Below are 14,281 nucleotides of genomic sequence, written 5' to 3'. Positions count from 1 at the left end.
ATGCATCATCAGATGATGCTTGCCGTCTGTTTGGTCTGCGCAGCGCTTGCGCCGGCGCGCGCCGAGTTGACCAGATCCGATGTCGCCGGGGTCGAGGCATCGCCCCGGCCCGGCGCCGTGCTACCGCTGAGCGTCCGCCTGCGGGACGAAAACGGCGTCGCACGGCCGATCCGGCAATGGCTCACCGGCGGGCCAAGCGTGTGGGTCCTCGCAGATTTCACCTGCGATACGTTGTGCGGCCCGGTGGTCAGCACCATCTCCGATGCGCTCCGGCAGTCCGGCCTGCGTCCCGGTCAGGACTTCGATCTGAACGTCGTGAGCTTCGACCCGCAGGATACCGCGGAGAACGCGAAGGAGATGAAGCAGGCGCAAGTCGGCCTCGAAGCGCTGGGCGACGCCACCCACGTCCTGCGCGGAGATGCCGGCGATATCGCGGCACTGACACGAGCATTCGGATTTGAAGCCGTCTACGACCGCGACAAGGACCGCTACGCGCATCCCGCAGCCGCCTTTGTCGTCACGGCCGACGGTCGCATTGCGCGCGCCCTGCCCGGTCTCGGGCTCGATCCCGCCAATCTGCGCCTGGCGCTGGTCGAAGCCGGTCAAGGCCGCATTGGCGGATGGACCGATCATGTCAGGCTGATGTGCTACGGGTTTGATCCCGCAAGCGGTCTCTACACGCTCGCGGTCGGTCGCCTGCTCAAGGCGACCGGTCTTGCGACCTTGGTCTTGCTCGGCGTGCTCATCGTCGCTCTGCTTCGGCGCGAACGCGAGGTGGCGCGAAGTTGAGCCATCTGCCATGGCGCGGGCGGAACGCTACGCCCCAGGCCAATACCCCCATAAGCAGGGCGAGCGCGGTCACCAGCATGATGCCGGCGAGCCAGCCGTGGAGGCCATCAATGGCAGGGAATGCCAGGACCGAAGCCTCGCAAATCCGCATCGCGAGCGTGAGGGCGCATAGTCCGAGCAGCCAACGGCGATCGGCGCGGACGCGGTGACTGAGCAGCGCGAAGAACGGAAACACGAGCTGGCCGACGGCCAGGAGCGACAGGACGAACTGCCAGCCGTTCGACGAGCGATCGATGTACCAGGCCACCTCGTCCGGAATGTTGGCCGACCAGATGACGATGTATTGCATGGCGTGCAGATAGGCCCAGAGCAGGATCGTCGACAACAGCAGCGCGCTGTAGCCGCCGGCTCGCCTTATGCCGCACAGCAGAAGTCCAAGGCCGATGGCGCCGGCGACGCCGTCCAGTAGCACCATACCGAGATACAGCAGGCCATAAATCGATGAATGGAACTGCGGCTCCAGCGCTTCGATCCAATCCACACCGGCGAACGACACGGAGATCGCGTAGACGATCAGTCCACCGCACGCCGTCCTCGCCGTGCGATCCCGGTCCGGCCAGGCCGCCCGCAACTTCAGGGCAAGCCAGGTCCAGACGATGAAATAAACCACCGTTCGCGCCGCCACGAACCACGGAGCGAGATAGACCACCTTGAAGGCCGGTAGCGCCGCGTGAGGTCCGGCCGCAGGATAGAGCGTAGCGAGGTCGAGCAGGACCGGCAGGAAGAGCACGCCGAAAATAGGAAGGGTGGCGCAGATCGCCGTCATTGCCGGCTGCAGTTCCTCCGTCCACGCCCGCCGCACCAGATAGCTCGTCATGAGCACGCCGAGCGTCCCGATCGGAACCGCACTGACTGCGATCCAGGCCACGAGATAGGCCGCGGCGGTCGAACGATGGTCCGCGAACGCACCAGCAACCAGCATGCCGGCCGCGCCGACCACGGCAATCATCAAACGGCGATCGCGCAGGTCGCGTCCGATCATGGTTGTTCCACAAGCTTGCCGCGCGGGCCGGCCGGCACATCGTCGATCGACGCATGACGACTGAACTGCAGCGCGCGAATATAGGCGACGATCGCCCAGCGATCCCGCGGCGGCACGCGCGCGCCATAGGAATACATCGCGCCGTAGCCGTTGCTGACAACGTCGAAGAGATGCTGATCTTCGGCGTTCCGCAGCCGCTCGGCATGGTAACTGGTCGGCCGCGGCATGCCGCGCTCGACGATGATGCCGTTGCCGTCCCCATTGGCGCCGTGGCACGGCGAGCAGAAGATGTCGAAGCGCTGACGGCCCCGCTCCAGCAACGCCGCTGTCAATGGCGGCTTGGTCCGCACAGCGGCCTGTTCCGCCAGCGCGTCGCGGTCGACCGCGCCCGCTGGCGGTTTGCGCAATGCGCTGCCGCGAAACAGCGGCGCGCGGCTGTACTCACTGTAACGAGGCTGCGCGTCCATGTTTTGGTCGCACCCGGCGAGCAGCAAGGCCGACGCAAGAAGCCATGCGCCCTTCATGACGACACGAGCTCCACTGACAGCGCCCCAGCGCTCTGCAGGAAAGCCGCCGTCTTATCGGAATCGAACGCTGCGTCCTCGGCCAGCACGCACAGAAAGAACCGGTCCTTGCTGGCGCGGGCGACATGACGGGCGTTGAAGATCGGATGATTGAGCCGCGGCAGGCCGTTTTGCCAGAGCATGGCGATGATCATCGCGAGTGCCGACACCAGGATCGTCAGTTCGAACACCACGACGGCGAAAGCCGAGAGTGCGTAGAGTGGCCGCCCTCCGACATCGAGCGGATAGTCGTAATTCACATAGAGTTGCATCAGCAGCGCGATGGCAGCGCCCGCGAGACCGCCAACGAGACCAACGATGGAAAGCCGGGGCGTCGGCAGCCGCAGGACTCTCGCCAGCCCCTCGACGGGAAACGGCGTGAACGCATCGAGCTTGCGATAGCCCGCCTCGCGGGCCTTGCGCGCGGCCGCGAGCAGCGCCTCTGGGGTAGCGAACTCGCCGAGCAGGCCGAAGGAGTGCTCAGCCATGAGGCTCCTCCTGCTCCTTGTGCAACAGCTCCTCGGTCTCAAAGATCGAAATCATGGGAATGAAGCGGATCGCAAGCAGGAACGGCACCAGAAACAGACCGATCGTGCCGAGATAAGTCGACCAGTCCCAGAAGGTCGGGGTGAACGCGCCCCAGGACGACACCAGGAAGTCGCGGTAGAGGCTGGTGACGAGGATCATGTAACGCTCCAGCCACATTCCGATCACGGCCGAGATGGAGATCGACAGCAGCATCCAGCCTCTGCGCCGCACCGAACGCCACCACAGCCCCTGCAGCGGAATGAAATTGAAGACGACCGCGCCCCAATAAGTCCAGGCATAGGCACCGGTGAGCCGGTCCGACAGCGTCTGCATCTCGTGCGCTCCACCGGAGAAGAGCGCGTCGAAGACTTCGAAAAGGTAACCGTAGCCTGTCATCAGGCCGCACGCGAGCAGCACCTTGCCGAGTACATCGAGATGGTCATCGGTGACCAGATTGCCGAGACCGAACAGGGACCGCAGCGCGATCGCGATGATTGCGACCACCGCAAAACCTGAGAAGGCCGCACCGAGCACGAAGTACGGCGGAAAGATCGTCGAGTGCCAGCCGGGGATCTGACCGGCCGCGAACAGCAGCGAGACCTCGCTGTGCACGGACACGACGAGCGGCACCGCAAGTCCCGCGGTGAGGCGATAGGCCTGCGACCAGCGCTGCCAATGCGCGGCCGAGCCGCGCCAGCCGAGCGACGTGATGCCGAAGAAAATCTGCCAGCCGCGCTTCCTCGACCGGTCGCGCGCGGCGGCGAGGTCTGGAATGAGGCCAGTGTACCAGAACGCCAGCGATACGGTCAGATAGGTCAAGACCGCCCAGATGTCCCATTCCAGCGGGCTGCGAAACTGCGGCCATACCCCCATCGTCGCGGGGTAGGGAAACATCCAGTACAGATACCAGGGACGGCCGAGATGCAGCACCGGATAGATGCCGGCGCAGATCACCGCGAACAGCGTCATGGTCTCGGCAAAACGATTGAGCGAATTACGCCATTCGCTGCCAGTCAGCAGCAGCAACGCCGAGATCAACGTTCCGGCGTGACCGATGCCCAGCCACCAGACGTAATTGTGAATCGCGAACGCCCAGTTGACGGGGATATTGATGCCCCAGATGCCGACGCCGCGGGTGAACAGCGCGGTTGTGGAGATCACAAGGAGGAGCAGCAGCGCCGATGCGATGATCATCGCAATCCACCAGCGCCGGCGCGCCGGGAAATGTAGGGGAATGCCGGTGAGCTGATCGCTGACCCGCCCGAGGCTCTGGTCGTGCGGCAGGATATCGGCGGTGCGATCGGTCATCCCTGGCCTTCCGGGGGTTTCCAGCGTGCCAGATAGGTCGTGCGCGGTCGCGTCCCCTGCTCTTCCAGCAACACGTAATGCCGTCCGTCACCGCGCAGGCGCGACACCTCGGAGTCGGGATTCCTGATATCCCCGAACACGATCGCCTTGGTCGGACACGCGCTCTGGCAGGCGGTCACCACCTCGCCGTCGCGGATCGGCCGGTTCTCCTTGTCGGCCGCGACATGCGCAGCCTCGATCCGCTGCGTGCAATAGGTGCACTTCTCCATCACGCCGCGCGAGCGCACCGTGACGTCCGGATTGTGTGCAGCATGTTCCGGCGCATCGGACGCAGGGCGATAGTCGAAGAAGTTGAAGCGGCGCACCTTGTAGGGGCAGTAGCTCGAGCAAGTCCGGGTGCCGATGCAGCGGTTGTAGACCATCTGGTTGACGCCCTCCGGACTGTGCGTCGTGGCGTGAACCGGACAGCCCATCTCGCAGGGGGCCTGCTCGCAATGCATGCAGGGCACCGGCTGGAAGAAACTGCGCGGCTCCTCGACGTCGCCGGCATAGTAGCGCGCAATCCGCAGCCAATGCATTTCGCGGCCGACCTTGACCTGCTCGCTGCCGACGACCGGCACGTTGTTCTCGGCCGTACAAGCGGCCACACACGCATTGCATCCGATGCAGACATCGAGGTCGATCACCATGCCCCAGGCGTTTTGCGCCGAAGCCTTTGGCGGATAGAGGCTCGGTTGCGACCTCTCGTGCTTGGGATGATCGGTGTCGGCTAGATTGACTTCACGGACGAAGTCGAAGCCCTCCATGCGGTGATGCAGTTGCGTGACGGCCAGCGTCTCGCGGGTTCCCAGCTTGTGCAGGCTGCCCTTGGTCTGCCAGGGCTGGTCGATCGGTTGGACCTCATAGGCATTGTAGCCGAGACCATCGCCAACCCGACCCGCTTTGCTCCGGCCGTAGCCGAGCGTGAGCGCGACCGTGTTCGGGGCCTGGCCCGGCAGGACCCACACAGGTCCCGTGATCGATCGATCCCGGACCCTAATCCTGACATGATCGCCATTGGTCAGATCCTTTCGCATGGCCAGCGCCGGACCGATTGAAATCACATTGCCCCAGGTCAGCGTGGTGAGCGGCTTCGGCAACTCCTGCAGCCAGGCATTGTTGGCGAAACTGCCGTCCCAGATCGTCGGATCGGGCCGAAAGACAATATCCAGTCCGTCATCCGGCAGCGGCGGGACAATGGCGGTTGCCGCCGCGCGGATGTTCGGTGGGGCCGTCCTCTGCTCCGGGACATAGCCGTCATGCAGGCAACGCGTCCACTTCGTCTCGAAATCGTCGCCAAGCGCCGCGCGCCACGTGTCCCGAACCGGCGCTTCCGGCAACGGGTCCATATCTCCCAGCAGCAACGCAATGGCCTGATGAACGGTGCGGACGTCGTAGAAGGGGGTAATCGTGGGCTGGATGATAGTGGCCGTTCCATCGATCGAGCGAGCATCGCTCCAACTCTCCAGCGTATGCGTCAATGGCAGATGCCATTCGCAAAGCGCCCCTGTCTCGTCCCGATGGATGCCGAGATGGACCGAGGATTTGACCTTCGCGATAGCGTCCCTGAAAGCCAGCCACGCCGACGCAGTATAGGCCGGGTTGGCGTCAATGATGACAAGCGTTTCTACAGCGCCGCCGCGAATGTCGCTCACCAGATCGCTCAACCTCTTGGCGTTCGCTACATTGGGGGCAGGCGCCGCAGCGCCGAGCAGCGCATTCGCGCCGAGCACCTCGTTAGTTCGCGCCACCCAGGACGCTGTCGCGTCGTCGCCGAAGCGGCTACAGGTCACGAGCGCTCGGCCACGCGCGGACCGGCACGCATGGACTGCGCGATCGAGCCATCGTTGCTCCTTCGCCGAAAGATCAGGTTTTGCCGCGCCGGCAACGCCATATGAATTGGCGAGTCCTTGGGCGATGAGCCAGGTGCGCGAGGCATCGACCGCCACCCTCGCCTCGGCCATCGCTCCTGTCGTGGACGGCAAGGCCTCCGCCATGTACAGCGCAAGTCCAGGCTTGTCGGCGGTGCGATGTCGCGCCGCCGACCAGGCGCGCGCGTTGGCGACCTGGTCAGGTCCCGCTCCCAAGAAATCATCATCGAGACTGACGACGACCTCGCAGTTCTCGAATTGTGGGCGAAGTTGCAGCGGCTGACCATAGGCCGCTCTCGTGGAATCGAGCCATCGTCCGCCGCCAACCGCGGCGTGCTCATAGATCTGGGCCTTGGGAAACTCGCGAACCAGAGCTTCAATCTGGCGAATGAGCGTCGGCGAAGTCGAATGACCCAGCAACAATGCGAGCCCCTCGCCCTGGCTTTGCGCCCACTGCTGACGCAACAGGCCGATGTGATGCTGCACGTCGTTCCACGTCACCGGCTCGCCGCGGCGGTTAGGTGCTTGCGCGCGATCCGGATCGTAGAGATCGAGCACGGCGGCCTGCATGAATACGTCGCTGCGGCCCTGTGTCGCCGGATGATCCGGATTGCCGTCCAGCTTGGTTGGCCGACCGGAATAGGTCGTCACAATGACCGGCTGGGCATAGCCATCCAGCGTCACCGCCGTCGCATAGTATTTTGGAACTCCGACGTCCGTACCCTGCGGTTGTTCGACATAGGGCAACGCCGCGACGAACGGGCTCTTCTCGCATCCTGTTAGTCCGGCAAGCGCAAAGGATGCGCCCATCAGCTTCAGAAACGTCCGCCGCGCCGTCGGGCCAAAGGTGGCCGCGACCGGATACTCTGCGTCGACCCACGTTTCAAACGCGGGATCACCCGACAACTCCTCGAGGCTCGACCAGAGGACGGGGCCACGTGGATGGTCCGGCTTTGTCGCGGGGCGCCTCATCGATGACAGACGTAGCAATGGGTGAGCTGCCCGAAGCGGATGCCTTCGTGCGCAGCGATCGCCGCGCCTTGCTTGCGTGCATCGCGGCCGGCCTGCCACGTCATGTCGGTAATATGATCCTTTGGACGCAGATGCGGCGCGGGATCGCGATGGCAATCGAGACAGAACTCCATGGTCAACGCCTTGGCGCGATAGGTCAGCGGCATGGTGTCGATGCGCCCGTGACAGCTCTCGCAACCCACGCCCTTTGCGATGTGAATGTCGTGGCGGAAGAAGACGTAGTCGGGCAGTTTCGCGACGCGGGTCCAGGCGATCGGCTTGTTGTCGGCGAGGCTTTCTCTGACCGGTTTGAGCATCGCTGCATTGGTCCATATTTGCGAATGACAGGTCATGCAGGTCGCAGTCGGCGGCAGCCCTGCCTGCGGGCTCGTTTCGACGCCCGTGTGGCAATAGCGGCAGTCGATCCCGAGTTCGCCCGCATGGTGCTTGTGGCTGAACGGAACCGGCTGGTGCGGGCGGACATCGGTCGACGTCTCAAAGGTCGAGTGCGCAAATCCGATCACGCCGACCAGACCACCGCCCAGAACGGCCAGACCGGCTACCATGGACAGGCGCAGCCACGTATCCGCGGCAGGAGAGAATATCTGGGTCATCCGGTCGCCGGATCAGCGTCGTGAGCACGTCAGATTCCAATGCGGGCCAAACAGGATCGTTCCTGGATTGGAACATGCGCCCATGGTTGGCATTGGTCTCCGTGCCTTTCGGGTCCCCCCATGACTGACAGCCCCGATACCAACTACGAGCGGTCCGATGTCGATCCCGTCCTCGTGGGTTGGCTGGCGCTTGGCCTCGGACTGTTCGTCGTGGCGACGCCCCTTGTCATGCCTTTCGCCTTCACGCGGTCGATCGATCGTGGAAGCCCCGTGGCGCGCCCTGCGCTCAGTGCCGAGGCGCCGCCGCTTGCACTCGATCCGGCGGCCGAACTGCGCCGGCATCGAGAAGCCGATCGCCAATTTGCGGACAGCTATGGCTGGATCGATCGCGGCCGCGGCCTGGTCCGGATCCCCGTTAGGCGTGCGATGGAGCGGCTGCTGGAGACCGGCCTGCCCGGATGGCCGTCCCGATGACCCGCTCGGGCGGCTGAGCACGATGTGGCGCGAATGGATCCCATTCTGGCGGCCCGGGGTCTCACCCTATGGCGGCGACGTCGATCTGTTGTTTGCGGGATTGCTCCTGGCGAGCGCCCTGGTGCTCGGCCTGCTGTTCTTCCTGCTCATCGTGTTCTGCGTGCGTTACCGAGCTGGCAACCCGACCGATCGCGGACATCGGGTCGAGAAAAGCTGGCACTGGGAGGTCGGTTGGACGTCGGCGTCGTTGTTAATTTTCCTCCTGCTGTTTGTCTGGGGCGCCAGCGTGTACCTCGAGATTTACCAGAAACCGCAGGGAGAGCTGTCGGTCTTTGTCGTCGCCAAACAATGGATGTGGAAAGTCCAGCACCCCGGCGGACAATCCGAGATCAACAGCCTGCATATGCCGGTCAATCGTCCGGTGCGGCTGGTAATGGCATCCCAGGACGTCATTCACAGCTTCTTCATCCCGGCGCTGCGTCTCAAGCACGACGTGGTGCCCGGGCGCTACCAGAGCCTCGAGATAGAAGCGATCACGGCGGGGCACTATCACCTGTTTTGCGCCGAATATTGCGGCACCGACCATTCCGGCATGATCGGCGAGATCGTGGCGATGGAGCCGGCGGACTATAACAAATGGCTGAACGACCAGGGACCCGCCAACTCGCTGGCTCGTGAAGGCGGCGCACTGTTTCGCGAGCTAGGCTGCAGCGGCTGCCACGCCGCCAACAGCAGCGTGCATGCGCCGCTGCTGGAGGGACTTTACGGCAAGCCGGTGCCGCTCTCGGATGGTTCCACGGTAACCGCCGACGACAGGTACATCCGGGATTCGATCCTGCTTCCGCGCAGCCAGGTCGCAGCCGGATATTCGCCGGTGATGCCGTCCTTTGAGGGCAAGATCAACGAAGACCAGCTGCTGCGGCTCGTCACCTACATCAAATCGCTTGCGGATCGCGCGCCATGACCGAGCCCGACTATCTCAACAACGCCTACACGCTGCGCTCCTGGTTCTTCACCACCGACCACAAGCGCATCGCGATCCTGTATTTCGCCGCCCTGATTTGCTTCTTCTTCGTCGGCGGCGCGGCCGCCACCGCGATCCGCATCGAGCTCGCTACGCCGCAGGCCGATCTCGTCTCGTCCGATACCTACAATCGGCTCTTCACCATGCACGGCGTCATCATGGTGTGGTTTTTCCTGATCCCCTCGATCCCGAACACGCTCGGCAACTTCATCGTGCCGCTGATGATCGGCGCCCGCGATCTCGCCTTCCCGCGCCTCAACCTGATGAGCTGGTACCTGTTCATCGCTGGCGGAACCGTGACGCTGTTCGCGATCGTCGCCGGGGGCATCGACACGGGCTGGACGTTCTACACTCCGTTTTCGACGCTCTATTCCAACAGCTACGTCATCGTCGCCGTGACCGGTATCTTCATCGCCGGCTTCTCCTCGATCCTCACCGGCCTGAATTTTATCGTCACCATCCACCGGCTGCGCGCGCCGGGCCTGACCTGGTACCGGCTGCCGCTGTTCATCTGGTCGATCTATGCGACGTCGGTGATCCTGGTTTTGGCGACGCCGGTGCTCGCCATCACACTGGTCCTGCTCGCGACCGAACGTTTCCTCGGTGTCGGCATTTTCGATCCCAGAATCGGCGGCGATCCCCTGCTATTCCAGCATCTGTTCTGGTTCTACTCGCACCCGGCCGTCTACATCATGATCCTGCCCGGCATGGGGGTGGTCAACGAACTGATCTCCTGCTTCTCGCGCAAGCCGGTGTTCGGCTACAAATTTGTCGCCTGGGCCAGCCTCGCCATTGCGGCCGCCGGCTTTCTGGTCTGGGGCCACCACATGTTCGTCAGCGGCCAGTCGCTGCTCGCAAGTCTCGTGTTTTCGTTCATGAGCTTCATCGTGGCGGTGCCTTCGGCGATCAAGGTGTTCAACTGGACCGCCACCCTGCACAAGGGATCGCTGCGCTTCGACGCTCCGATGCTTTACGCTCTGGCCTTCCTCGGCCTGTTCACGATCGGCGGACTGACGGGCCTGTTCCTGGCCTGCCTCGCCTTCGACGTGCATGCCACCGACACCTATTTCGTGGTGGCTCACTTCCACTACATCATGGTCGGCGGCATGGTAACGGCCTACTTCGGCGGTCTGCACTACTGGTGGCCCAAGATCACCGGACGGCTCTACTCCGAGTACTGGGCGCGGACCGCGGCGGTACTGATATTCTTCGGCTTCAATCTGACCTTCTTCCCGCAATTCGTGCTCGGCGCCGAAGGTATGCCGCGCCGCTATCACGTTTATCCGCCGGAATTTCAGTTGTGGAACGTGCTGTCCTCCGGCGGCGCGACGATCCTGGCGGCAGCCTATCTGCTGCCGATGTTCTATCTCGGCTATTCCCTGTTTTTCGGCGCGCGCGCGCCGGCGAACCCTTGGGATGCGCCGGGGCTGGAATGGCAGACCCCATCCCCGCCGCCCGAGTTTAATTTCCAGTCACAGCCCGTCGTGACCCGTGCGCCCTACCAATACGGGCCGGACTTTGCTGCGGAGCCGCAGAATGCCTGAGCGCCGCGCCTTCGCTCCGCAATACGCCTCCGTTCAACATCGCGATGAAACCGCCGAGATCGGCATGTGGGTGTTTCTCGCAACCGAAGTGCTGCTGTTCGGCGGGCTGCTGTTTGCCTATTTCGTTTACCGGCACGCTAATCCGAACGCGTTCGCGGAGGCCGGCCGCCACACCAGGATCGTCATCGGTTCGGCGAATACGGCGATCCTGCTGACCTCCAGCTTCTTCGTCGCGTGCGCTGTCAATGCGCTGCAAGCTGACGCACGCCGGATCTGTATCGCGATGCTGGCCAGCGCCATGCTGCTTGGCTTGCTGTTCCTTGGCCTGAAGGCAACCGAATATGCCGGCGAATATCACGAGCACCTCGTTCCCGACATTGACTTCAGCTACGCTGCGCCGCTCGCCGATGGAGTCGAGCTGTTCTTCATTTTCTACTTCGTCGCGACGTCGATTCACGCCGTCCACATGGTGATCGGCATCGCTGTTCTCGCGACGCTTGCCGTCCTGCTGCGCCGCTCCGCTAGCACGCGCCTGCGCGCTGCCTTGCACTCCGCCGCACTCTATTGGCATTTTGTCGACGTGGTCTGGATCGTCCTGTTTGCCCTGATCTATCTGCCCGGACGGAGCGGCACATGACGAACTGGTGGCCACCGCTTACGCTCGTTGGCTCCTGGCTTGCCCTGCTGGCACTGCTCGCGCTGACGGTCACCCTGGCCTATCTGCCGCTCGGTTCCTTCAATTCCGCGGTGGCGATTGTGATTGCCGCTATCAAGGCCACCATCGTCGCGGCATTCTTCATGGAGCTGCGGGATCGCGGCGCACGCCTCCTGATCTTCGCCGGCGCCGGGCTGTTCTGGCTCGGCATCTTGCTGTGGCTGGGCCTGATGGATTTCATGACGCGCGCACCGGCGTGATGCAGCCAGCCGCGATCCTGCCGATCTCACTCCTGTGTCGGCGGAGGCGTCGAGCCCGGCCGCTTCAGCAGATCGGGCTGATCACCCTTCGGCTTGGGCTCCGGTTTTGGCATTCGCTTCTGGCCACCGTTCTTGCCGCCCTGATCCTGCTGTCCTTCGAGATCGTTTTCCTTGGGCATGTCGCCCCCTCTCACTCGACCTTGGTGATCGGGATTTCATGGGTGTCCGTCAATTCGGGCACCGGATCGCGGCTGATGCGCACCGGGACCGACTTCGCCGCCGGGACCTTACTGCCCTTGGCGAAATGCCAGAGCGGAACGAGGACGTTGCACTCCGGATAATATCCAACGATGCCACCGCGGGGGACGTCGTAGGGAACGACCTGAAGTCCACGGAGACGACGTTCGACACCGTCATCGGCCGCCGTTTCCAGCGTGACCAGATCGCCCTGGGCAAGACCCCATTCGGCCATATCGTCCCCGTTCATCAGCACGACCTCGCGGCTGCCGTAGATTCCGCGGAAGCGGTCGTTCTCGTTATAGATCGTCGTGTTGAACTGACCATCTGCGCGGGTAGTCATGAGTTCGAAGACGCCGTCCCCGGCTGGCGGCGAGGCGAAAGCGGCTTCCGGAACCGTGAAATTGGCTTTGCCATTCGGCGTCTTCCATTTCCGCTCGCGAGCGCCGAGTGGCCGCGGAAAGCCACCTGGCTCAAACATGCGCTTGTTGAAATCCTCGAATTGATCCGGATACGTCCGCTCGATCGCGTCGCGGACTAACGCATAGTCGTCGACCCAGGCGTCCCAGTCGAGCTTGGGATTCGGCGGCAACGTCGCCTTCGCCATCTCGGCAATGATCCGCGGTTCGGACAACAGCCGCTCCGCTACCGGCTTGCGTTGTCCTCTCGAGCCATGAATGCAGGCCGTGGAATCCTCCATGGCAACGGCTTGCGGGCCGTTCGCCTGCTGGTCTATCTCGATCCGGCCGAGACACGGCAGCAGAAAAGTCACTTCTCCAGGGACGAGATGCGTACGGTTCAGCTTGGTGGCGATCTGGACCGATAGCCGAAGCCGGGTCCACGCCGGCTCCATCAGCGATCGTTCCGGAATGGAGCGGATAAAATTGCCACCGAGGCTGAGGAAGGCGCGCACCTCTCCCTTGAGGATTGCTTTGCAGGCGTCCACCGTCGTCAGGCCGTCCCATCGTGGCGGCTCAAATGCGTAAAGCTCCTTCAGCTTGTCGAGCGGGACCAACTTGGTCTTCTCGGAAATGCCGACGGTGCGCTGGCCCTGGACGTTGGAATGGCCGCGGATCGGAGAGATCCCGGCGCCGGGCTTGCCGATATTGCCGCGCAACAGCAGCAGGTTGACGATCATCTTCACCGTTTCGACGCCGTGCTGGTGCTGCGTCACGCCCATGCCGTAGTTCGCGATGACGGCGTTCGCGGCCATGTAGGTGCTGGCCACCTGGAACATCGCCGCCTGGCGCAATCCGGACTTCCGCTCAAGATCACTCCACGACTGCGCGCGGCAGAAATCCGCGAAAGCGTCGAACCCGCATGTATGCTGTTCGATAAACGCGGCGTCGACGATACGTTCATGCCCCTTCGACCGCGCCTCGTCGTCCGCCTCGATCACGGCCTTGCAGATCCCTATGATGGCTCCGGCGTCACCACCAAACCTCACTTGATGGTATTGCGAACTGATCCGGGTGCCGCCCGCCGCCATCTGGATCGGGTCCTGCGGGTTGGTGAAGCGCTCCAGACCACGCTCCCGCAACGGATTGAAGGTGATGATCGGGACGCCCCGTTGCGCCGCTTCTTGCAAGGGATGCAGCATCCGTGGAGCATTGGTCGTCGTATTGTGACCAAAGAACAGGATGCAGTCTGTCTGCTCGAAATCCGGCAGCCGTACAGTCCCGACCGGTACGCCGATCACTGGGGGTAATGCCACCGACGTGCTCTCGTGGCACATGTTCGAGCTATCAGGAAAATTGTTGGTGCCATACATCCGGCCAAATAGCTGATACATGTAGCTTGCCTCGAGTGAGGCGCGGCCGGAGGTGTACAGCACCACCGAACGCGGATCGAGCCCCTTCAGCTCTCGGCCGATCTCCTGGAACGCCTCCGACCAGCTCACCGGAACATATTTGTCCAGCGCCACATCATAGCGCATCGGCGCGGTCAGGCGCCCCTGCTCCTCGAGTGCGTGATCGGACCAGCCTCGCAACTCTGTAAGCGCGTGCTTTGCAAAGAATTCGGCCTCGACCGTCTTGTTCGTCACCTCCCAAGCGGTGGCCTTGGCGCCGTTTTCGCAGAACTCAAACGGACGAGGCTTTGCCGGCTTCGCCCAGGAGCAGCTGACGCACATGTATCCGTCGGACTTGTTCTGTTTCAGCAGGATTTCGCTGCCGAGGATCGCTACCTCCTCTTTGGTCAGAATACCCGCGACGGCCTTCACAGACCCCCAACCGCCGGCCGGTCCGGCGTATGGCTTCACTGTCACTTTTGGCTTCATGGCTGATCACTGATCTCGCTCGACAAGTACCGACAGAACCGACC

The 14,281-nt window shown here is 63.2% G+C and carries 14 protein-coding genes; 6 read left to right on the top strand and 8 right to left on the bottom strand.

Features of this window, described 5'->3' with window-relative positions; genetic code table 11:
• Positions 1 to 12 precede the first annotated feature (12 nt).
• On the top strand, positions 13 to 789 hold the full coding sequence (locus tag QA635_RS09050) for an SCO family protein (RefSeq protein WP_283068385.1): 777 nt from the start codon (positions 13 to 15) through the stop codon (positions 787 to 789).
• Here the strand turns inward: QA635_RS09050 and QA635_RS09045 are convergent.
• The 6 genes from QA635_RS09045 to QA635_RS09020 all read right to left on the bottom strand — a co-directional run bounded on the left by QA635_RS09045 (position 743) and on the right by QA635_RS09020 (position 7,765).
• Positions 743 to 1,831, bottom strand: coding sequence for a hypothetical protein (locus tag QA635_RS09045; RefSeq protein ID WP_283068384.1), 1,089 nt, complete (start codon positions 1,829 to 1,831; stop codon positions 743 to 745). The genes QA635_RS09050 and QA635_RS09045 overlap by 47 nt on opposite strands.
• Entirely contained in the window at positions 1,828 to 2,355 is a 528-nt protein-coding gene (locus QA635_RS09040; protein WP_283068383.1) for a c-type cytochrome, read from the bottom strand. Before QA635_RS09040 ends, QA635_RS09045 begins: the two co-directional genes overlap by 4 nt.
• Positions 2,352 to 2,882, bottom strand: coding sequence for a DUF3341 domain-containing protein (locus tag QA635_RS09035; protein WP_209910695.1), 531 nt, complete (start codon positions 2,880 to 2,882; stop codon positions 2,352 to 2,354). The genes QA635_RS09040 and QA635_RS09035 overlap by 4 nt, the downstream gene beginning before the upstream one ends.
• Positions 2,875 to 4,230 (bottom strand): NrfD/PsrC family molybdoenzyme membrane anchor subunit, encoded by a 1,356-nt coding sequence (gene nrfD / locus QA635_RS09030; protein ID WP_209910692.1) that lies wholly within the window; start codon positions 4,228 to 4,230, stop codon positions 2,875 to 2,877. Before nrfD ends, QA635_RS09035 begins: the two co-directional genes overlap by 8 nt.
• Positions 4,227 to 7,046: a Fe-S-cluster-containing hydrogenase gene (locus tag QA635_RS09025; RefSeq protein WP_283068382.1), complete on the bottom strand. Its 2,820-nt coding sequence runs from the start codon at positions 7,044 to 7,046 to the stop codon at positions 4,227 to 4,229. The genes nrfD and QA635_RS09025 overlap by 4 nt, the downstream gene beginning before the upstream one ends.
• A 62-nt stretch (positions 7,047 to 7,108) precedes the next feature.
• Positions 7,109 to 7,765: a cytochrome c3 family protein gene (locus tag QA635_RS09020; RefSeq protein WP_209910686.1), complete on the bottom strand. Its 657-nt coding sequence runs from the start codon at positions 7,763 to 7,765 to the stop codon at positions 7,109 to 7,111.
• A gap of 120 nt (positions 7,766 to 7,885) precedes the next feature.
• On the opposite strand from QA635_RS09020, the gene QA635_RS09015 reads away from it, so the two are divergent.
• The 5 genes from QA635_RS09015 (at position 7,886) to QA635_RS08995 (ending at position 11,722) form a co-directional block, all read left to right on the top strand.
• On the top strand, positions 7,886 to 8,239 hold the full coding sequence (locus QA635_RS09015; RefSeq protein WP_283068381.1) for a hypothetical protein: 354 nt from the start codon (positions 7,886 to 7,888) through the stop codon (positions 8,237 to 8,239).
• Between the two features lie 121 nt (positions 8,240 to 8,360).
• The gene (coxB, locus tag QA635_RS09010; protein WP_283068380.1) at positions 8,361 to 9,203 is read left to right on the top strand and encodes a cytochrome c oxidase subunit II; all 843 of its coding nucleotides are present in this window, start codon (positions 8,361 to 8,363) and stop codon (positions 9,201 to 9,203) included.
• Positions 9,200 to 10,807, top strand: a complete 1,608-nt coding sequence (gene ctaD / locus QA635_RS09005; RefSeq protein ID WP_283068379.1) for a cytochrome c oxidase subunit I — start codon at positions 9,200 to 9,202, stop codon at positions 10,805 to 10,807. Before coxB ends, ctaD begins: the two co-directional genes overlap by 4 nt.
• Positions 10,800 to 11,444 carry a cytochrome c oxidase subunit 3 gene (locus QA635_RS09000; RefSeq protein ID WP_283068378.1) on the top strand — a complete coding sequence of 215 codons (645 nt, stop codon included), beginning with the start codon at positions 10,800 to 10,802 and terminating at the stop codon, positions 11,442 to 11,444. Before ctaD ends, QA635_RS09000 begins: the two co-directional genes overlap by 8 nt.
• Positions 11,441 to 11,722 carry a cytochrome C oxidase subunit IV family protein gene (locus tag QA635_RS08995; RefSeq protein WP_028343215.1) on the top strand — a complete coding sequence of 94 codons (282 nt, stop codon included), beginning with the start codon at positions 11,441 to 11,443 and terminating at the stop codon, positions 11,720 to 11,722. The genes QA635_RS09000 and QA635_RS08995 overlap by 4 nt, the downstream gene beginning before the upstream one ends.
• Before the next feature lie 26 nt (positions 11,723 to 11,748).
• On the opposite strand, the gene QA635_RS08990 is transcribed toward QA635_RS08995, so the two are convergent.
• Positions 11,749 to 11,901, bottom strand: coding sequence for a hypothetical protein (locus QA635_RS08990; protein WP_155258696.1), 153 nt, complete (start codon positions 11,899 to 11,901; stop codon positions 11,749 to 11,751).
• An 11-nt stretch (positions 11,902 to 11,912) separates the two neighbouring features.
• The gene (locus tag QA635_RS08985; RefSeq protein WP_283068377.1) at positions 11,913 to 14,237 is read right to left on the bottom strand and encodes an FdhF/YdeP family oxidoreductase; all 2,325 of its coding nucleotides are present in this window, start codon (positions 14,235 to 14,237) and stop codon (positions 11,913 to 11,915) included.
• Positions 14,238 to 14,281: the final 44 nt, after the last annotated feature.

The organism is Bradyrhizobium brasilense (genome assembly GCF_029714345.1).
Lineage (GTDB): Bacteria > Pseudomonadota > Alphaproteobacteria > Rhizobiales > Xanthobacteraceae > Bradyrhizobium > Bradyrhizobium australafricanum.
Note: the sequence above shows the minus strand (reverse complement) of the source record. Positions and strands in the feature narration are given on the sequence as shown.